The organism is Xylanimonas ulmi (assembly GCF_004216535.1).
Taxonomy (GTDB): Bacteria; Actinomycetota; Actinomycetes; order Actinomycetales; family Cellulomonadaceae; genus Xylanimonas; species Xylanimonas ulmi.
On record NZ_SGWX01000001.1, the window covers coordinates 2,619,294 to 2,637,634 of the forward strand.

Consider the following 18,341-nt stretch of genomic DNA (forward strand, 5'->3'; position numbering starts at 1 on the left):
TCTGAAGGCCCCTGAGCCCGTGAGACGGTGGAGCAAGCGCCCCGGCGTCCTCGACGCATGCCAGGGATCGGGCGCACGTGGAGAGGAAGCAGATGCGAGAGATCTTCGACGCCGAACTGCGCCAGGTCGGCGACGACCTGGTCCAGATGAGCCGCATGGTCGAGTCCGCCGTGACACGCGCCGGTAAGGCTCTCTTGGAGGCGGACCTTCAGCTCGCCCAGGAGGTCATCGCCGCCGACCACGAGATCGACGCCCTCCAGCGCGAGCTCGACGAGCGGTGCGTCCACCTGCTCGCCCAGCAGGCGCCGGTCGCCACCGACCTGCGCATCGTCGTCAGCGCACTGCGCATGAGCGCGACGCTTGAGCGCATGGGCGACCTGGCGCGGCACGTCGCCGAGGTGGCCCGTGGGCGCTACCCGGCGCACGCGATCCGCGCGACGGCCGAGCCGACCTTCGCCGCGATGGCGGCCGCCGCCGCCGCTGTCGCCTCCGAGGTCGCCACGCTGCTGCGCACGCGCGACCTGGGCCTGGCGGGCGAGATCGAGAAGAACGACGACGTGCTCGACGACCTGCACCAGCAGACGTTCGCGACCCTGCTGGCGCCTGAGTGGGACGGCACCACGCAGGAGGCCGTCGACATCACGCTCGTGGGCCGCTACCTGGAGCGCTTCGGCGACCACGCGACGTCGATCGCGCGGCGCATCGTGTTCCTGGTGACGGGCGACGTCGAGGACGCCAGCCCGCACGCCTGAGCGAACGACGAACGGCGCCGCACCCCGCGCGGGGTGCGGCGCCGTTCTCGACGGTTGAGCCCGGACTACTTGCCCTGGTTGGCGACCGCGGCGATGGCCTCCTTGGCCGCCTCCGGGTCGAGGTACGTGCCGCCCGGGACGGTCGGCGCGAGCGTCTCCTCGTCGAGCTCGTAGAGCAGCGGGATGCCCGTGGGGACGTTGAGGCCCGCGATGGTCGAGTCGTCCACGTTGTCGAGGTGCTTGATGATCGCGCGCAGCGAGTTGCCGTGCGCGGCGACGAGCACCGTCTTGCCGGCCTTGAGGTCGGGGACGATCTCACCCTCCCAGTAGGGCAGCGCGCGGGCGAGGACCTGCTTGAGGGCCTCGGCGCGCGGGATCGGCTCGCCCGCGTAGCGGACGTCCGCGTCCTGCGACCACTCGGAGCCGAGCTCGATGTCCGGCGGCGGCACGTCGTAGGAGCGGCGCCAGAGCATGAACTGCTCCTCGCCGTACTCGTCCCGGATCTGCTTCTTGTCCTTGCCCTGCAGGGCGCCGTAGTGGCGCTCGTTGAGGCGCCACGAGCGCTTGACGGGGATCCAGTGACGGTCGGCGGTGTCGAGGGCCAGGTTCGCGGTCATGATGGCGCGGCGCAGCAGCGAGGTGTGCACGACGTCGGGCGAGACTCCCGCCTCCTTGAGGAGGTCGCCGCCGCGGCTGGCCTCCCCGCGGCCCTTCTCGGACAGGGCCACGTCGACCCAGCCGGTGAACAGGTTCTTGGCGTTCCACTCGCTCTCGCCGTGGCGGAGCAGCACAAGGGTGTAGGTCATGTCCCCCATCTTGCCCCCTCATGGCCTGACCACGCGCGCGGGTGGCGTCCGCCAGGGCTCCCTGGCGCGCGATCCGGGCCTGGCCCGCCCGGCATGGATTATCGCAACGCGATTCTTTCGTTATTCTGAAATGCTTCGGTAAGGGGTTCCTTACTTTCCCAAGAATCCATTTCCCATCTCGCAACAATGCGATAAGGGCGCTATTCTGGGGATGTACGCCACCGGTCCGGCCCCCGCCAGGGCCTCACGGCGATCCGATCGACGAGAGGACCACAGATGAGCACGCTGCAGGATCTGCCCGCGGTCACCGAGTGCACGGTGGACGGATGCGGCTACAACCACGACCACGGCTGCCACGCCGGCGCGGTGACGATCGCCGGCCACGTGGGCGACGCCTCGTGCGCCACCTTTGTCCCGCTGGACACCAAGGGCGGGCTCGCGAAGGTGCTCGCGCACGTCGGCGCCTGCCAGCGCACCGACTGCGCGTTCAACACCGCCCTGGAGTGCATGGCGCCGTCGATCCGCGTCGGCGCCGGCCCCCAGGGGCTGGACCACGCCGACTGCCTGACGTTCCAGGCCCGCTGACCCGTCACACGATCGGGCGCGCCGCACCGGGCGCGCCCGATCGTCATGTCTGGAGCGCCGGCGTCCGCGGGACGCGCGGGCTGCGCCGTCGCGCGCGGTCAGGCGCGCTCAAGCACAAAGACCGGAATGACGCGGTCGGTCTTGAGCACGTATTGCGCATACGGCGGCCACGTGGCCACGGCCCGCTCCCACCACTCCTCACGCTCGGCGCCGTGCGCCTCGTGAGCGATGTACTCGTGCTTGCCGTCGACGTCCTGGAGCTCGACCCGCGGGTTGGCGACGATGTTGTGGTACCAGACGGGGTGGCGCGGGGCGCCGCCCATCGAGGCGACGACGGCGTAGGCGCCGTCGTGCTCGACGCGCATGAGCGGGGTCTTGCGCAAGGCGCCGGTCACCGCGCCGACGGTCGTGAGGATGATGACGGGGCGACCCTCGAGCGTGTTGCCCTCGGCGCCGCCGGACCGCTCGAACCGCTCGACCTGGGCGCGCGAGCGCTCGCGCGGGCTGGGGATGTAGTCACCGTGCAGAGGCATACGCCCATCATGCGCCACGCGCGTCATGACTCGCGCAGCGCCCGCTGTGCCGCCAGCCGCGCCTGGCGGGACTTGCGGGCCTGGTCGTAGACGTCCAGGACCGCCGACGCCGTCGCGTCCCAGCCGAAGCGGCTCGCCGCCGCGCGGGCGCCAGCCGCCAGCCGCGCCCGGCGCGCGTCGTCGCGCAGCAGCGCGCCCAGCTCGCGCGCCCAGAGCGCGGGGTCGTGACCCTCGACCAGCACCCCCGAGACGTCGTCGCGCACCACGGTGCGCAGGCCGCCGACGGCGGCGGCCACCACGGGCGTGCCACACGCCTGCGCCTCGGCCGCCACGAGCCCGAACGACTCGCTGTGCGACGGCACGGCGACGACGTCGGCCGCCCGGAACCAGTCGCCCAGCGCCGCGCGGGAGACGGGCGGGCGCACGATCAGCCGGTCGCGCACCCCGTACTGGTGGGCCAGCGCCTCCAGCTCGCGCACCGCGGTCGGGCGGCCGCTCGCGCCACCCAGCACGACGAGCCGCACCGCGGGATCGAGCCGCGCGAGCGCGCGGACCAGCACGTCCGGCCCCTTGAGGAGTTGCACGCGACCCGCGAACAGCACCAACGGCGCGTCGGTGGGCAGGGCGAGACCCGTGCGCAGCGCGCGTCGCACCGCGGCGACGGCGTCGGGAGTCTGCCCGCCGATCGGGGTGAACGCGTCGAGGTCCACGCCGGGGGCGACCACATGCACCCGCTCGGGCTCGGCGCCGTACTCGCGCACCAGGTCGTCGGCCTCCTCGCGCGTGCTCGCGATCAGCGCGTCCGCCTCGCCCGCCACCTGCTCCTCGCCGATGATCCGGCCCGCGGGCTCGGGCGTGTCCCCGGGGGCGAGCGCCGCGTTCTTGATGCGCGCCATGGTGTGCATGGTGTGGACCAGGGGCACGTCCCAGCGTTCGGCGGCCAGCCACCCGGCCTGCCCCGACAGCCAGTAGTGCGTGTGCACGACGTCGTACCAACCCTCGGGCCGGTGCGCCTCGGCGCGCAGCACACCCGCCGTGAACGCGCAGAGCTGGCCGGGCAGGTCGTTCTTGTCGAGGCCCTCGAACGGCCCCGCCGGCACGTGCAGGACGCGCACGCCGGGCTGCACGTCGACCACCAGGGGCTGCGCCGAACTCGTGGCGCGCGTGAAGATCTCGACCTCGGCGCCGCGCCGGGCCAGCGCGCGCGCCAGGTCGAGCACGTAGACGTTCATGCCGCCCGCGTCGCCCGTGCCGGGCTGATCGAGCGGGCTGGTGTGGACCGAGAGCATGGCCACGCGCGGCGTGCGCGCCGCCCCGACGTCGCTCATGCGGCCTCCAGCACACAGGCGGGCGGTGTCGGCAACGCGACGGCGTCCGTGACCTCGCCGGCGCCCGTGACCGGGTCGACCAGCACCGCCGCGAGGTCGCCGGCGCCCTGCCGGGCCACGACGACGAGCAGACGCCCGTGCGCGCACTGCCCCAGCACGGCGTGGTGGCGCGGGCACGCGCCGGCGCCGAGCGCGATGTCGGCGAGCGGGTCGAGCGCGGGCACGCCGTCGTCGCCGACCCGGACGCGGTGCGTCGAGAGCACGTCGTCGCCGCGGACGCCCACGGTCAGCAGGTCACCCGTGAGCGCGATGTGCGACGGGCTCGGCCCTGGCGGTGACGACGCTGGCAGCCCCGCGGGCGCGCGCGCACCGGCCACGACCGGGGTTGCGGTGACCGGGGTTGCGGCGACCGGAGTCCACCCGCCCGCCGCGGGCAGGAGCAGGTGCAGGCGCGCGTCGAGCTCGCCGACGACGACCAGGGCGCCGCCCGGCAGCTCGACCAGGTGGCGCGGGCCGGCGCCGCCTGGCAGACGCGCGGCGACAGCGGGCGCCGTCGGGCGGCGCCGGGGTCCGGCGACGCGCGCCGGGTAGCGCCGCAGCGTGTCCGCCCCGAGGTCCGCGACAAGGACGTCCTCGCCGCGGGCCGCGACGAAGTGCGCGTGCGGGCCCTCCTGGCGGTCGGCCTGTGGCCCCGACCCGCCGCCCGCGAACCGCACGGCGTCCCCGGCCAGGGCGCCCGTCGCCGGGTCGAGCGGAACGGCTGCGGCGACGCCGTCGCCGTAGTGGGCGATCCACAGGGTGTGCGCCAGCGCGAGCACGTGGCACCCGAACGCCCCACCCGAGGCGAGCACCACCGGGGCTCCGAGGGCGCCGTCGGGCGAGAGGGGGAACGCGCTGACCGTCCCGGGCGCGTCCTCGGCGACCGCGTAGAGCGTGCGCCCCGAGGGGTGCAGGGCGAGGAACGACGGCGCGGGCGACGTCGCCGCGAGCCGCGGGCGCCCGAACCGGCCATCGGCGCCGACGTCGAGCGACCAGACGCCCTCACCCGATCCAGCGCTCGCGCCCACGGCGGGATAGGACCCCACCCACAGGGTGTGCGGCGCGACGGCGGTCATGAGGGAAAGGGTAGGCCGCGACTGTCCACGCTCCGGGCCGCTGTCCGCACCGGAGCGAGGAATGGCCTGTGACGCGAAACGGCGGCGACCTTTCTCACAGAAAGGTCGCCGCCGTCGTGGCGCGTGGCGTACGTCAGTGCGCGGCTTCGAACGCGGTCACAACCTCCGCGGCGATTCGGCCACGGTCGGAGACCTTGAAGCCGTTGTCCCGCGCCCACTCACGGATCTTCGCGAGCTGGGCACGGTCTGCGGTGGTACGACGAGCCCCACCGCGCGAGACCGGGGCCGCACGGCCACCGGACTTGCGGGCGTGGCCGATCCACGTTGCGAGCGCCTCACGAAGCTCGGAAGCGTGGGCTGCGGTGAGGTCAATCTCGAACGAGACACCGTCGAGAGCAAAGGTGACCGTCTCGTCAGCCTCTGCGCCGTCGATGTCGTCGAACAACATGACCTGAGTCTTCTGAACCACGTAGGACCGCCTTTCTAGGAGAAGATCAAGCGGCACCGAGCATGACTCACGGATAAACGATTGTCAACAACACGCCGAGAGTTTCCGTAATTGTGATCGGCTCGACCCCCGCGGCTCATTGGCCCGACTGGTCGCTCCCGCTCGGGCCCGCCTGCCCCTGCGCTAACTCCGCGCCATCTTCTGCGTCAAGCCGCGCCAACGCCTCGCGCTCATTGCGGTCGGCGCGGACAATCTTCCGCATCGCGAACCAGAAGATGAGTCCGACGCCCACGGAGGGCGTCACACCTGCGACGATGGCCCAGAACGTGCTCACGCGACGCCGCCCGACCCCTGCGGCTTGACGAGCGGGAACAGAATCGTCTCGCGGATGCCGAGTCCCGTCAGGGCCATGAGCAGACGGTCGATTCCCATCCCCATTCCTCCGGTGGGGGGCATCGCGTACTCCATCGCCACGAGGAAGTCCTCGTCGAGCCTCATCGCCTCGTCGTCACCCGCAGCGGCGAGAAGGGCCTGCGCCTCGAAACGCTGGCGCTGGATCACCGGATCGACCAACTCCGAGTAGCCGGTCGCGAGTTCAAACCCGCGCACGTACAGGTCCCATTTCTCGACCTGACCCGGAACGTCCCGGTGCGCGCGCACCAACGGGCTCGTCTCGACCGGGAAGTCGCGCACGAACGTCGGCGCCGACAAGTGGTCGCCAACCCGGTGCTCCCACAAGGTCTCGACGATCTTGCCATGGTTGACGGCCTTGCGTTCGACGTCGACATCAAGCCTCTTGGCGATGGCGATGAGCTCCTCAACCGAAGTCTGCGGCGTGATCTGTTCGCCGAGCGACTCCGAAAGCGACCCGTACATGGTCAACCGCGCCCATTCGCCGCCCAGGTCGTACTCCTGGCCGTCCGGCAATGCCACGACGGTCGTGCCCAGCACGTCCTGTGCCGCGGTCTGGACAAGGTCCTGAGTCAGGGCGCCGATGGTGTTGTAGTCGCCGTAGGCCTCATACGCCTCAAGCATCGCGAACTCGGGTGAGTGCGTGGAGTCCGCGCCCTCGTTGCGGAAGTTGCGGTTGATCTCGAAGACGCGCTCGACGCCGCCCACGACGGCCCGCTTGAGGAACAGCTCGGGCGCGATGCGCATGAACAGCTCGATGTCGTAGGCGTTCATATGCGTGGTGAAGGGCCGCGCCGCGGCGCCCGACGCGATGGTCTGCAGCATCGGCGTCTCGACCTCAAGGAAGTCGCGGCGGTGGAAGTTCTCGCGCAGCGAGCGGACCGTCGCCGCGCGCAGGCGCACCATGTCGCGCGCCGCGGGCCGGGCGATGAGGTCGACGTACCGCTGGCGGACGCGCGACTCCTCCGACAGATCCTTGTGCAGCACCGGCAGGGGGCGCAGCGACTTGGCCGCGATCTGCCACGTGTCGGCGAAGACGCTCAGCTCGCCGCGGCGCGACGAGCCGACGCGCCCGTGCACGAACAGGTGGTCGCCGAGGTCGACGTCGGACTTGAAGGCCGCGAGCGAGTCCTCGCCGACCACGGCGAGGCTCAGCATCGCCTGCAGCCGGTTGCCCTCGCCGTCCTGCAGCGTGACGAAGCACAGCTTGCCCGTGTTGCGCAGGAACACCACCCGCCCCGCGACGCCCGCGAGGTCGTCGGTCTCCTGACCGGCCTCCAGATGGCCGTAGGCCGCACGCACCGCCGCGATGGTGTGCGTGACGGGCACCCCCACCGGGTAGGGGTCGACGCCCTCGGCCAGCATCCGGTCGCGCTTGTCGCGGCGGACGCGCAGCTGTTCGGGCAGGTCGTCACCCGCCTGGCGAGCGGCGTCGTCGGAGGTGGGGTTCGGGGCTGTGGTCACCACGGGATTCTACCGGCGCGAGCCTGGGCGTCCTGCGGGCCGGGCCTCAGCGATCGGGCGGCGTGTCCACGCCCGGTCCGCCGTTCGCGGCGAGCGCGTCGAGCAGCGCGCGGGCTGCCGGGGCGTCGAGACGGTGCGCCGCGAGCCCGCGGCGCACCGACGCGCGCGCGAGGTCCGCGTACGACGTCGGCGCGTCCGTCGCCCCCGAGCCCGCGGCGAAGGCCGCCAACGCGTCCACGTGCGCGCGCAGCGTCTGGGCGTCGCCACGCGGCACGGCCCCGCCGAGCGCCGCGATGGCGCCCGGGCCCTCACCCTCGACACGCGTGTCCGCGGCGCGCGTCGCGCCGTCGAGCGCGGCGCTCAGCAGCGGCGCCAGCATCCGACCGGGGCGCTCGACCCCGGCGGCCTCAAGCGCCTGCGCCACCTGCGCGACCAGGGTGACCAGGTGGTCCGCGCCGTGCGCGAGCGCCGCGTCGTAGAGCGGGCGCGCGGCCTCGTCGACGACGACCGGCTCGCCGCCCACCTCGACGACAAGCGCCTGCCCGATGGGCAGCACCGCCGCGGGCGCGGTGACCGCGAACGTCGTGCCCTCAAGCCGCGCGAGGTCGAGCGAGGTTCCCGTGAAGCTCATCGCCGGGTGGATCGCGAGCGGGATCGCGCCCGAGCGCAGGGCGGGAGCCAGCACCGCGACGCCCTGGCGGCCCGAGGTGTGCACCACGATCTGCCCAGGCTGCCAGCCGCCCACCTGCGCGATGCCGTCGACCAGCGGGGCGAGGGCGTCGTCGGGCACCGTCAGCAGCACGAGCTCGGCGCGCTCGACCACCTGGGCCACCTCGATCACCGGCACGCCCGGCAGCAGGGCGGCGGCGCGCTCACGCGACGCCTCGCTGATGGCGCTGACCCCGACGACGGCGTGGCCCGCGGCGCGCAACGCGCTGCCCAGCACCGCGCCGACCCGGCCGGCGCCCACCACCCCGACGCCCAGGCGACCGGGACGGCGCTCGCTCATGCCGGCACGTCCGGGTCACGCGGCTCGGGCGCGCCGTCGGTGGGCGCGACGTCGGCGGGCGCGCCGTCATCACGCACGGCGCCCTGCATCCATCGCTCCGGGCCGGCGTGCGCGCGGGCCTCGCGTGCCCGGGCGGCCTGCTCGCCCAGGAGGCGCGCGGCGTCGTGGGCGTCGAGATGGGGCACCGAGGGGACGACGGCGCCCGGCGTCGAGTGGACGGCGAAGGTCGCCACGCCCAGGCGGCGCTGCAGCGGACCCTGTTCGAGCGCGAGCGACTGGGTGCGCTCGTGCGGCACGATGTCGAGGCGGCGCACCAGCCTCCCGCGGCGCAGCAGCAGGGCCCGGTCGGTCACGGCGAACGCGTCGCGCCGCCAGGAGATCGGGTCGACCCAGCGGGCGCGGCGCGGCGCGTTGGTGAAGCGCGCCTGCCCGTCGCGCGCGGGCGCGACGCCCTCGGGCCCGACCATGCCCGTGAGCCCTTCGTCGAGCAGCGCCAGCGGGTCGGGTGTGCCCAGGTCGGGCAGCACGAGCCACAGGGCCGTCAGGGCCTCCTCGCGCGGCCCGACCGGCAGCAGCACGTTCTGGGAGCGGTTGCCCTCCTGGAGGTAGCCCGCGACGTTGACCTGCACGCGCCACCAGTCCGGCCCGCGCCACAGCGGGCCCTGGGTCAGCGAGACGGCCTGGACGCGGCCCGGCGGGATGGTCTGGGCGCGCGTCTCGAGCAGGCCGTGGCGCAGGCGGATGCCGTCGGGCGAGAGCGCGGCGCGGAAGCCGAACTCCCCCGTGAACCGGCTGAACAGGTAGCCGCCGCCACCGATGACGACGGGCGCCGCGGACGCGAGGATCGACGGCTCGCGCGTGACGGCGACGGCGACGGCGACGCCGATCAAGGCGACCAGCAGCACCCAGATGCCGGGCGAGCGCACCAGCGAGGCGATCAGCCGACCCGGTGGGACGACGTAGACCTCCCGCTCGGGCGCCTCGGCCGTCTCGGCGAGCGGCTGCGCGGGCGCGTCCGGGCTCGGAGCGACCGGGCTCGGCGCCTGCGCGGCCGGGCTCGACGCCTGCGCGGCCGGGATCGGAGCGTCCGCAGGCTCCGCGTCGCCTCCGCTGGTCGGCGCCGCTGTCGGTGCGGCGGCGGTGGCGGCCGACGCGGCGGGCCGGGTGCGCAGTCCCGCGGCGCGCGCCAGGAGTTCGGCGCGCAGGCTCCGGGCGTCCTCGTCCCGCAGGAACCCGATGGCGATGGCCGAGCCGCTGCCGCCCGCGACCTCCAAAGTGAGCTCGGCGAGGCCGAAGAGCCGGGCCAGCACGGGCTGGCGGATATCGATGGCCTGCACGCGGTCGAGGCGGGCGTGCCGCTGCTGGCGGAAGACCACGCCCTTGCGCATGTGCACGTCGTCGTCGCCGACCGCGTACGCCGTCATGCGCCACGCGAGCGCCGCGTACCCGAACGCGACCGCCGCGATGGCGCCGACGCCGAGCAGCACCTTCCACCACAGCCCGCCCACGGCGCCGGCGAGGTCCGCGGCCTGGTCGAACTGATCCAGCGTCTGCTGCCCGGCGAACGCGAGGGCGACAGCCACCACGGTCCACCCGCGGACGAACGGCGTCACAGGGTGCAGTCGGCGCCAGACGAGGCCGTCGCCGCTGGCGGGAGCGCTCACAGCCCCGCCAGCCTGGCCTCGCCGCGCGCGGAGAGCCGGTCGCGCAGACGCTCGGCCTCGTGCGGCGCCAGGCCCGGGATGGTCGCGTCCGTGGCCGCGGCCGCCGTGTGCAACTGCACCTGGGCGATGCCCAGCTTGCGGTCGAGCGGCCCCGCTGAGACGTCGACGTACTGCATGCGGCCGTAGGGGACGACGACCAGCGAGCGGAACAGGATGCCCTTGCGCACCAGCAGGTCGTCGTCGCGCTCGGCGTACCCGATCGCGCGCACCTGCCGAGGGATCAGCGCGGCCCGCCACGCGAACAGCGCCGCGGGAACGCCCGCCAGGATCAGGAACCACGGCGAGAGCACGACGCCCAGCACCAGGCCGACGAGGACCGGCACGCCCGCGGTCACTCCCGAGGTGATGAACCGGGAGGTGATCAGACGAGTCGAGACGGGATGGAAGTCGACGCCGTCGGGGTCGAACAGCGTGGCCTGGTCGCTCATGCGCCCATCCTGCCCTGTGCCGGAGCGGTGGTCAGCCCGCCAGCGCCTCAGGGCCGCGTTCGCCGTCGCGCTCCACGTCGTCGTCGGGCGGTGGCAGCTCGCAGAACTTCTCGACGACCAACCCCACGACGACGAGCACGACCGAGCACAGCACCGCGACGCCCGCGGCGATCGCGCGATCGCGCTGCGACTCGATCTGGATGTCACCCACGACGTCGAGCGCCGCGGCCAGGTAGCGGCCGACCAGGATCGCGCCCGTGAGCGCGCCGGCCTTGGCCAGCACGAAGGTGCGCGCGGCGCGCACCGGGTCGAGGTCCGGCTTGGAGCCCTTCTGATAGGAGCGGACGGCCCAGCCCAGCCAGAAGATCAACACCGCGAGCGTCAGCACGGCCACGTACTCGACCCAGGCGACCCGTGGCACGCGCACACCCTGCGCGTCCAGCACGCGCAGCAGGAGCATGCCGAGCAGCGTCACGCCGGCGGCGGTCAGGATGAGCAGGCGGATGGGCGTGCGACGCATCTCAGCGCCCTGCGTCGGGGTCGTACGGGATCCACCGCTCGGGGTCGGCGGTCGGCTCGGGCGCCGGGCCGGGATCATCGGCGGACCTCGGCTCACCCGACGCGTCGGGCGGGGGCGGGATCGGCGCGTGGACCGGCAGCCACGGGGCGGGCGGCGTGCGTGGCGCGCCAGAGACCGGCGCGACGACGGGCGGCGCAGGCGGCGCGGGCGGCGCCTGGCCAGGCTCGGGGAACGGCGGCGCGGGCGGCGCCTGCCCGGGCTCGGGGAACGGCGGCGCGACGGGCACGGGCGGCGGCGTGGCCACCGGCCACTGCTCGGGCGCCACCGTCTCCGAAGCCACAGCGACGGGCACGACCGGCTCAGCCACGACCGGGTCAGCCACGACCGGCGCAGGAACGATCGCCTCGGGCGCGATCAACTCGGGCGCGATCAACTCCGGCGCGATCGACTCCGGCGTCACCACCGCGGGCGCGAAGGGCTCGGGCGCGACGGGCTCGGGCGCGACCAGCTCGGGCGCGAAGGGCTCAGGTACGACCGGCTCCGGCGCGACCGGCTCCGGCACGACGGGCTCAGGCACGACCGGCTCCTGCGCCGCGGCCTCGGGCGCGGGCGGCTCGGCCAGCCAGTCGAGCGCGAGCCAGCGGATGCCCGCGCGGTCGGGCGCGGTCTCGGCGAGCTGGGCGACGGGTCCCCCGCCCAGGCCGGGGAGGTCGGCGTCGGGCTGCACCTGCGCCCAGGGAACCAGCACGAACGCGCGCTCGTGCGCGCGCGGGTGCGGCAGCTCCAGGTCGTCGGCGCGCGCGACGAGGTGGCCGTAGCCCACGATGTCGATGTCGAGGGTGCGCGGCCCCCAGCGCTCCTCGCGCACGCGCCCGTGCGCGTCCTCGACGGACTGGGTGGCGCGCAGCAGCCCGCGCGGGGAGAGCGTGGTGCGGGCGATCACGATGGCGTTGAGGTAGTCGGGCTGGTCCGCGGGGCCGCCGACCGGCGTCGTGCGCGCGAGCGGCGACACCTCGGTGACCTCGATCCCGGGGATGCGGTCGAGGTCGGACACGGCCGCGCGCAAGGTCGCCTGCGGGTCGCCGAGGTTGGCGCCGATGCCCAGGACGACCTCGACGGGGTCGGCCGGGTCGAGCTCCAGGCGGTCGACGGGCGCCACCATCGCCTCGACCGCGGGCTGGGGGGCGGCCGGGATCGCGGGCTCGGCGGCCACGGCGGCGGCCACCGCCGGGACGAGCGGAGCGAGCGTCGCACGCGGCGGCTCGGGCTCGCTCACGGCCGCCGTCGGCCACTCGACGACCGGCGCCTTGGCGTGGTCGCGGCGGATCGCCACCTCGACGTCGTCGAACGGCACCGCGATGGGGGCGTGAGGCTTGTGGACGCGCACGTCGACGGCGACGACGCCGGGGCGGGCGAGCACGGCCGCGGCCACACGCTCGGCCACGGTCTCGATGAGGTCGGCGGGCGATCCCGCGAGCACGTCGTGCACGTCCTGGGCCACGTCGGCGTAGCTCACGGTCGCGTCCAGCTCGTCGCCCACCGCGGCAGGGCGCGTGTCGAGGTGCAGCACGACGTCGGCGCGGAACTCCTGACCCTCGACGCGCTCGTGCGGCAGCACGCCGTGGTGGCCGGTCGCGGTGACGCCGGTCAGGCGGATCTGGTCGAGCGGTCGGCCGTCGTGGCCGAGCACCGCGCTCGCGAAGATCGTCATGGGGAGTCTGCCTCTCCTTGGGGGTGCCGCGCAGGCTCTCGGCCCGCTGCGGTCCATGCTTGTGCAACCCTCACCGCGTCGCGGCTCGCGCGCGCCGCGTGGACGCGCACCGCCCATGCGCCTGACGCTGCCGCGAGTGCGCTCACGGCCGCAGTGGCCTCGTCGCGCGCCAGCGGCGCGACGGGCTCGCCGTCGCCCTTGGCCAGCAGCCGGCCGAGGAACCGCTTGCGCGACGCGCCCACCAGCACAGGCCGACCCAGCGCGCTCAGCGCGTCGAGGTGGGCCAGCAGCGGCCAGTTGAGCGCCCCCGCCTTGGAGAACCCGAGGCCGGGGTCGAGCACGACCTGCTCGCGCCGCACGCCGTCGGACTCCAGGGCCGCGAGCCGGGCGGCGAGCTCGTCGCGCACGTCGGCGACGACGTCGTCGTACACCTCGAGCGCGTCCATGACGTCGGCGTGCCCGCGCCAGTGCATGCACACGTAGGCGGCCCCCGTCTCGGCGACCGCGCGCCCCATCTCGGGGTCGGCCAGGCCACCCGAGACGTCGTTGACGATGCGCGCCCCCGCGGCCACGGCCCGCTCGGCGACCGCCGCGCGCGTGGTGTCGACCGAGACCACCGCGCCCGCCGCGGCCAGGCGCGTGATGACGGGGATGACGCGCGCCAACTCCTGGTCCTGCGGCACCCGCGCCGACCCGGGCCGGGTCGACTCACCGCCGATGTCGAGGATGTCGGCGCCCTCGCCCAGCAGCTCCATGCCGTGGCGCACGCCCGCGTCGGGCGAGAACCACTCGCCGCCGTCCGAGAACGAGTCGGGCGTGACGTTGACGACGCCCATGACCAGGCAGCGGCCGACGCCCGAGAGCTCGGGCAGGCCCGTGACGGCGGCGTCCCGCGCCGCCCAGGCGTCCGAGGCTGCGGGGGTGCGCGGTGACACGCCGGGGCCTACTTCCCCAGGACGAGGCTCATCGCCTCGGCCCGCGTCGCCGGGTCGCGCATCTGCCCGCGCACCGCGCTCGTGACGGTGCGTGAGCCGGGCTTGCGCACACCGCGCATCGCCATGCACAGGTGCTCGCACTCGACGACGACGAGGACGCCGCGCGGGCGCAGGATCCGCACCAGCGCGTCGGCGATCTGCGAGGTGAGGCGCTCTTGCACCTGGGGGCGGCGCGCATAGACCTCAACCAGGCGGGCCAGCTTCGACAACCCGGTGATGACGCCGTCGGCGCTCGGGATGTAGCCGACGTGGGCCACGCCGTGGAACGGCACGAGGTGGTGCTCGCAGGTCGAGTACACCTCGATGTCCTTGACCAGCACCATCTCCTCGTGGCCGAGGTCGAAGGTGGTGGTCAGGACGTCCTCGGGCTCCTGACGCAGCCCCGCGAAGATCTCCTGGTAGGAGCGTGCGACGCGCGCCGGGGTCTCGCGCAGCCCCTCGCGGTCGGGGTCCTCACCGACCGCGAGGAGCAGCTCACGCACGGCGGCCTCAGCGCGGGCGATGTCGACCGGCGGAACGTCGGCCGCGCGGCGGACCGCCGCCTCCCGGTCGGTCTGGGTCACTCGGAGACCTCACCCGAGGGCTGCTGCGGCACGTCGACGCTCGCGGCCGCCGCCTCGTCCTGCGGGACCATCGGCTGGTGGCCGTTCTGCTCGGCCGCCGTCAGCACGGGGCCGCGCGTGTGCACGGTGCGCTGCTCGCTCGACAGCCAGACGTCGCGGGCCTCGCGCTTGACGACGGGGGCGAAGACCTCGGCCAGCTCGTGCTGGTTGAGCGTCTCCTTCTCCAGCAGGCGCAGCACCAGGTCGTCGAGCACGTCGCGGTACTGGGTCAGCACCTCCCACGCCTCGTCGTGCGCGGACTCGATGAGCTTGCGCACCTCGTGGTCGACCGTGCCGGCCACGGCCTCGGAGTAGTCGCGCTGGTGGCCGTAGTCGCGGCCCAGGAACGGCTCGCCGCTGCCCGTGCCCAACTTGATGGCGCCGACCTTCTCGCTCATGCCGTACTCGACGACCATCTTCTTGGCGATGGCCGTCGCCTTCTCGATGTCGTTGCTGGCGCCCGTGGTCGGGTCGTGGAACACGATCTCCTCGGCCACGCGCCCGCCCATCGCGTAGGCGAGCTGGTCGAGCAGCTCGTTGCGCGTCGTGGAGTACTTGTCCTCGAGCGGCATGACCATGGTGTAGCCCAGCGCGCGCCCGCGCGGCAGGATCGTGACCTTGGTGACCGGGTCGGTGTAGCGCATCGCCGCCGCCACCAGGGCGTGGCCGCCCTCGTGGTAGGCGGTGATCTTCTGCTCCTTGACGTTCATGACGCGCGTGCGCTTCTGCGGGCCGGCCACGACGCGGTCGATGGCCTCGTCGAGCGCGCGGTCGTCGATGAGCTGGGCGCCCGAACGCGCCGTGAGCAGCGCGGCCTCGTTGAGCACGTTGGCCAGGTCGGCGCCCGTGAAGCCCGGGGTGCGGCGCGCCACGGCCGCCAGGTCGACCGACGGGACCATCGGCTTGCCCTTGGCGTGCACCTGCAAGATCGCCTCGCGGCCCTTGAGGTCGGGCGCCTCGACGGCGATCTGGCGGTCGAAGCGGCCCGGGCGCAGCAGCGCCGGGTCGAGGATGTCGGGGCGGTTGGTCGCGGCGATCAGGATGACGTTGGTCTTGACGTCGAACCCGTCCATCTCGACCAGGAGCTGGTTGAGCGTCTGCTCGCGCTCGTCGTGCCCGCCGCCCATGCCGGCGCCGCGGTGGCGGCCGACGGCGTCGATCTCGTCGACGAAGATGATGGCCGGCGCGTTCTGCTTGGCCTGCTCGAACAGGTCGCGCACGCGGCTGGCGCCGACGCCCACGAACATCTCGACGAAGTCGGAGCCCGAGATCGAGTAGAACGGCACGCCCGCCTCGCCCGCGACGGCGCGCGCGAGCAGCGTCTTGCCGGTGCCGGGCGGGCCGTACAGCAGCACGCCCTTGGGGATCTTGGCGCCCACGGCCTGGAACTTGGCCGGCTCGGCCAGGAAGTCCTTGATCTCGTGGAGCTCCTCGACCGCCTCGTCGGCGCCCGCGACGTCAGCGAACGTCACCTGCGGCATGTCCTTGCTGATGAGCTTCGCGCGCGACTTGCCGAAGCCCATGACCCGGTTGCCGCCGCCCTGCATGCGCGACATCAGGAACCAGAAGATGGCGATGATGATCAGCAGCGGCAGGAAGAAGCCGAGCAGCGACGACCAGATGCTCGGCTGTGGCACCTGGGAGTCGAAGCCGTCCGGCGGGTCGGACTCGGTGATCGCGTCGACGACGGCGGCGCCCTGCTGCTCGACGTAGAAGAACTCGACGCTGCGGCCGTTGTCCTTGCGGTCGTCGCCCTCCCCTGTGACGAAGTTCTCCGAGAGGGTGAGCTCGACGCGCTGGTCGCCGTCGACCATCAGGGCGTGCTCGACCGTCCCGCCACGAAGCAGCTCCAGGCCTTGGTAGGTCTGGATGCGGGAGGTGCGCGGGGTCGCCAGGGCGCCCCAGGCCAGGGCCAGGATGACCAGGCCGACCACGATCCACACGATCGGGCCACTGAGGATCTTCTTGATGTTCATCGGCGGCGGGGCGAACCCCCGCATCCCTTCGTTCGCGCAGGCTTTCCGACGAAACTACACGCTGGCTCTGCGAGCCCGCCGAGTGTTCGCCCAGGGCAGGAAGGCGGCGGCGCACGGCGCTCGCGCGCCTGGCACCGCCATCGGCCCTCCTGCGGACAACGCCGCGGTGGGCCGCCCGGTTCCCGTCAGGAGTAGACGTGCGGCGCCAGCGTCGCGACGAACGGGAGGTTGCGGTAACGCTCGGCGTAGTCCAGGCCGTATCCGACCACGAACTCGTTCGGGATCTCGAAGCCCACGTACTTGACCTCGACGTCGACCTTGGCGGCCTCGGGCTTACGCAGCGCCGCGGCGATCTCGACCGACGCCGGGCCGCGCGAGCGCAGGTTCGCCACGAGCCACGAGAGCGTCAGGCCCGAGTCGATGATGTCCTCGACGATGAGCACGTTGCGGCCCGTCAGGTCGGTGTCGAGGTCCTTGAGGATGCGGACCACACCGCTCGACTTGGTGCCCGACCCGTAGCTCGACACGGCCATCCAGTCCATCTCGGCCTTGGTGTGCAGGCGACGCGAGAGGTCGGCCATGACCATGACGGCGCCCTTGAGGACACCGACCAGCAGCAGGTCCTTGCCCTCGTAGTCCCTGTCGATCTGCGCGGCGAGCTCATCGAGCTTGGCGCCGATCTGCTCCTCAGTCAGCAGGATGTCGGCGATGTCGCCGGCGACGTCCGTCTGGTCCACAGGGCTACTCCTCCGGAGGGGTCACGGTGGGCGCGCGAGGCCGTGGTCAGGCTCAGGAGGTGTCGCGCCCAGGATGCAGGAACAGCCTGCCACACGCCCGCCGCGCGCTCGCACCAGAGGGCAGCGCGGTGGCGCGTTGGCCCCGCCACGCGACGACCAGGGCGTCGAGCGCCGCCACGTGCCGGGCGCCGGTCGCGCCTGCGGGCGCTCCGACGGCGATGGCCGCGGCCCGCAGCGCACGACGGCGGACGGCGTCGGGCGCCGCCGCAAGCACCGCGACGTCGAGCACGAGGGCCGCCGGCCCGTACTCCCCCTCGGGCGCCGGGTCCCGCGCGGCTGCGGGCGCCGGTGCGCCGCCCGCCTCGTCGTGCACGCGCGCGCGGTCCAGCAGGTCGGCCGCGAGCGCGTCGAGCGCGTCCGCGTCGGCGCGCAGCAGGTCGGCCGACCGCGCGAGCGACTGCGCCACGCCCGGCCCCAGCACGTCCTCCAACACCGGCAGCACCTCGTGCCGCACGCGCGTGCGCAGCGGCGTCGCGCCGTCGGCGCCGGAACCTGGCGCGTTGGTCGGGTCGTCCCACCACGCGAGCCCCAGCGCCTGGCACGCGGCCTGCGTCTGCGCGCGCCGCAGGCCCAGCAGCGGACGGCGCAGCACGCCGCGCACCGCACCGATCGCGCCCAGGGCGCGCGCCCCGCTGCCCCGCGCGAGGCTCAGCAGCACCTGTTCTGCCTGGTCGTCGAGCGTGTGCCCCAGCAGCACCGCGACGGCGCCGGCGTCCGCGGCGACCTCGTCGAGCGCGGCGTACCGCGCGGTGCGCGCCGCGGCCTCCAGCCCGCCCGCGCGGCCGACCGACACGCGCCGCACGACCACCGGGTCGAGCCCCAGCGCGCGGCACTGCGCCGCGGCCCGCGCGGCGACGTCGTCGGACCCCGGCTGTAGTCCGTGGTCAACGACGACGGCGCCCGCGCGCACCGTGAACCCGCGCGAGCGCACCGACCTGCCCACGCGCCCCGCCTCGTGCGCGAGGGCGGCGGCGAGCGCGAGCGAGTCCGCGCCGCCCGAGCACGCGACCAGCACCAGGTCGTCGGGGCGCGGGCCGAGCGCCGCCAGGTCGACGCGCACCGCGTGGCGCACGGCGGCGACGGCGGCGGCGACGCGAGCCACGGGCTGCTCCTTCCTGTGGGCGGGCGGCGTGGGGG

The 18,341-nt window shown here is 74.0% G+C and carries 19 protein-coding genes; 2 read left to right on the forward strand and 17 right to left on the reverse strand.

The annotated features are described in order from the left end of the window. Window positions 1-92: 92 nt before the first annotated feature. Window positions 93-752: a phosphate signaling complex protein PhoU gene (gene phoU / locus EV386_RS12115; RefSeq protein WP_130416914.1), complete on the forward strand. Its 660-nt coding sequence runs from the start codon at window positions 93-95 to the stop codon at window positions 750-752. A gap of 65 nt (window positions 753-817) precedes the next feature. Here phoU and EV386_RS12120 read toward each other — a convergent pair whose 3' ends face one another. After that, window positions 818-1,558: a phosphoglyceromutase gene (locus tag EV386_RS12120; protein WP_130415318.1), complete on the reverse strand. Its 741-nt coding sequence runs from the start codon at window positions 1,556-1,558 to the stop codon at window positions 818-820. 276 nt (window positions 1,559-1,834) lie between these two features. Between EV386_RS12120 and EV386_RS12125 the strand changes: the two genes are divergently transcribed. Continuing rightward, entirely contained in the window at window positions 1,835-2,143 is a 309-nt protein-coding gene (locus tag EV386_RS12125) for a DUF1540 domain-containing protein (protein ID WP_130415320.1), read from the forward strand. Between the two features lie 98 nt (window positions 2,144-2,241). Here EV386_RS12125 and EV386_RS12130 read toward each other — a convergent pair whose 3' ends face one another. From EV386_RS12130 to tilS, 16 genes are all read right to left on the reverse strand, one after another. Further along, window positions 2,242-2,676: a nitroreductase family deazaflavin-dependent oxidoreductase gene (locus EV386_RS12130; RefSeq protein ID WP_130415322.1), complete on the reverse strand. Its 435-nt coding sequence runs from the start codon at window positions 2,674-2,676 to the stop codon at window positions 2,242-2,244. Between the two features lie 23 nt (window positions 2,677-2,699). Next, entirely contained in the window at window positions 2,700-4,004 is a 1,305-nt protein-coding gene (gene mshA / locus EV386_RS12135) for a D-inositol-3-phosphate glycosyltransferase (RefSeq protein ID WP_130415324.1), read from the reverse strand. Continuing rightward, window positions 4,001-5,119: a lactonase family protein gene (locus EV386_RS12140; protein ID WP_130415326.1), complete on the reverse strand. Its 1,119-nt coding sequence runs from the start codon at window positions 5,117-5,119 to the stop codon at window positions 4,001-4,003. Before EV386_RS12140 ends, mshA begins: the two co-directional genes overlap by 4 nt. A gap of 133 nt (window positions 5,120-5,252) precedes the next feature. Next, complete coding sequence (locus EV386_RS12145) at window positions 5,253-5,588, reverse strand: histone-like nucleoid-structuring protein Lsr2 (RefSeq protein ID WP_130416915.1); 336 nt, start codon at window positions 5,586-5,588, stop codon at window positions 5,253-5,255. 115 nt (window positions 5,589-5,703) lie between these two features. Beyond that, on the reverse strand, window positions 5,704-5,901 hold the full coding sequence (locus EV386_RS12150; protein ID WP_130415328.1) for a hypothetical protein: 198 nt from the start codon (window positions 5,899-5,901) through the stop codon (window positions 5,704-5,706). Continuing rightward, entirely contained in the window at window positions 5,898-7,442 is a 1,545-nt protein-coding gene (lysS, locus tag EV386_RS12155) for a lysine--tRNA ligase (RefSeq protein WP_130415330.1), read from the reverse strand. Before lysS ends, EV386_RS12150 begins: the two co-directional genes overlap by 4 nt. Window positions 7,443-7,488: 46 nt before the next feature. Continuing rightward, window positions 7,489-8,451 (reverse strand): Rossmann-like and DUF2520 domain-containing protein, encoded by a 963-nt coding sequence (locus EV386_RS12160; protein WP_130415332.1) that lies wholly within the window; start codon window positions 8,449-8,451, stop codon window positions 7,489-7,491. Next, window positions 8,448-10,115, reverse strand: a complete 1,668-nt coding sequence (locus tag EV386_RS12165; RefSeq protein ID WP_130415334.1) for a PH domain-containing protein — start codon at window positions 10,113-10,115, stop codon at window positions 8,448-8,450. The genes EV386_RS12160 and EV386_RS12165 overlap by 4 nt, the downstream gene beginning before the upstream one ends. Beyond that, window positions 10,112-10,603, reverse strand: a complete 492-nt coding sequence (locus tag EV386_RS12170; RefSeq protein WP_130415336.1) for a PH domain-containing protein — start codon at window positions 10,601-10,603, stop codon at window positions 10,112-10,114. The genes EV386_RS12165 and EV386_RS12170 overlap by 4 nt, the downstream gene beginning before the upstream one ends. A 31-nt stretch (window positions 10,604-10,634) precedes the next feature. Further along, entirely contained in the window at window positions 10,635-11,123 is a 489-nt protein-coding gene (locus tag EV386_RS12175) for a DUF3180 domain-containing protein (protein WP_130415338.1), read from the reverse strand. A gap of 1 nt (window position 11,124) precedes the next feature. Beyond that, window positions 11,125-12,834, reverse strand: a complete 1,710-nt coding sequence (gene folK / locus EV386_RS12180) for a 2-amino-4-hydroxy-6-hydroxymethyldihydropteridine diphosphokinase (RefSeq protein WP_130415340.1) — start codon at window positions 12,832-12,834, stop codon at window positions 11,125-11,127. Beyond that, window positions 12,831-13,670, reverse strand: a complete 840-nt coding sequence (gene folP, locus EV386_RS12185) for a dihydropteroate synthase (protein ID WP_130416916.1) — start codon at window positions 13,668-13,670, stop codon at window positions 12,831-12,833. The genes folK and folP overlap by 4 nt, the downstream gene beginning before the upstream one ends. Before the next feature lie 107 nt (window positions 13,671-13,777). Further along, the gene (gene folE, locus EV386_RS12190) at window positions 13,778-14,392 is read right to left on the reverse strand and encodes a GTP cyclohydrolase I FolE (protein ID WP_130415342.1); all 615 of its coding nucleotides are present in this window, start codon (window positions 14,390-14,392) and stop codon (window positions 13,778-13,780) included. Further along, a complete protein-coding gene (gene ftsH, locus EV386_RS12195; RefSeq protein WP_130416917.1) occupies window positions 14,389-16,407 on the reverse strand; it encodes an ATP-dependent zinc metalloprotease FtsH in 2,019 nt (672 codons plus the stop codon). The genes folE and ftsH overlap by 4 nt, the downstream gene beginning before the upstream one ends. A gap of 185 nt (window positions 16,408-16,592) precedes the next feature. After that, window positions 16,593-17,144 carry a hypoxanthine phosphoribosyltransferase gene (hpt, locus tag EV386_RS12200; RefSeq protein WP_130415344.1) on the reverse strand — a complete coding sequence of 184 codons (552 nt, stop codon included), beginning with the start codon at window positions 17,142-17,144 and terminating at the stop codon, window positions 16,593-16,595. 52 nt (window positions 17,145-17,196) lie between these two features. Then, window positions 17,197-18,306 carry a tRNA lysidine(34) synthetase TilS gene (tilS, locus tag EV386_RS12205; RefSeq protein ID WP_130415346.1) on the reverse strand — a complete coding sequence of 370 codons (1,110 nt, stop codon included), beginning with the start codon at window positions 18,304-18,306 and terminating at the stop codon, window positions 17,197-17,199. Window positions 18,307-18,341: the final 35 nt, after the last annotated feature.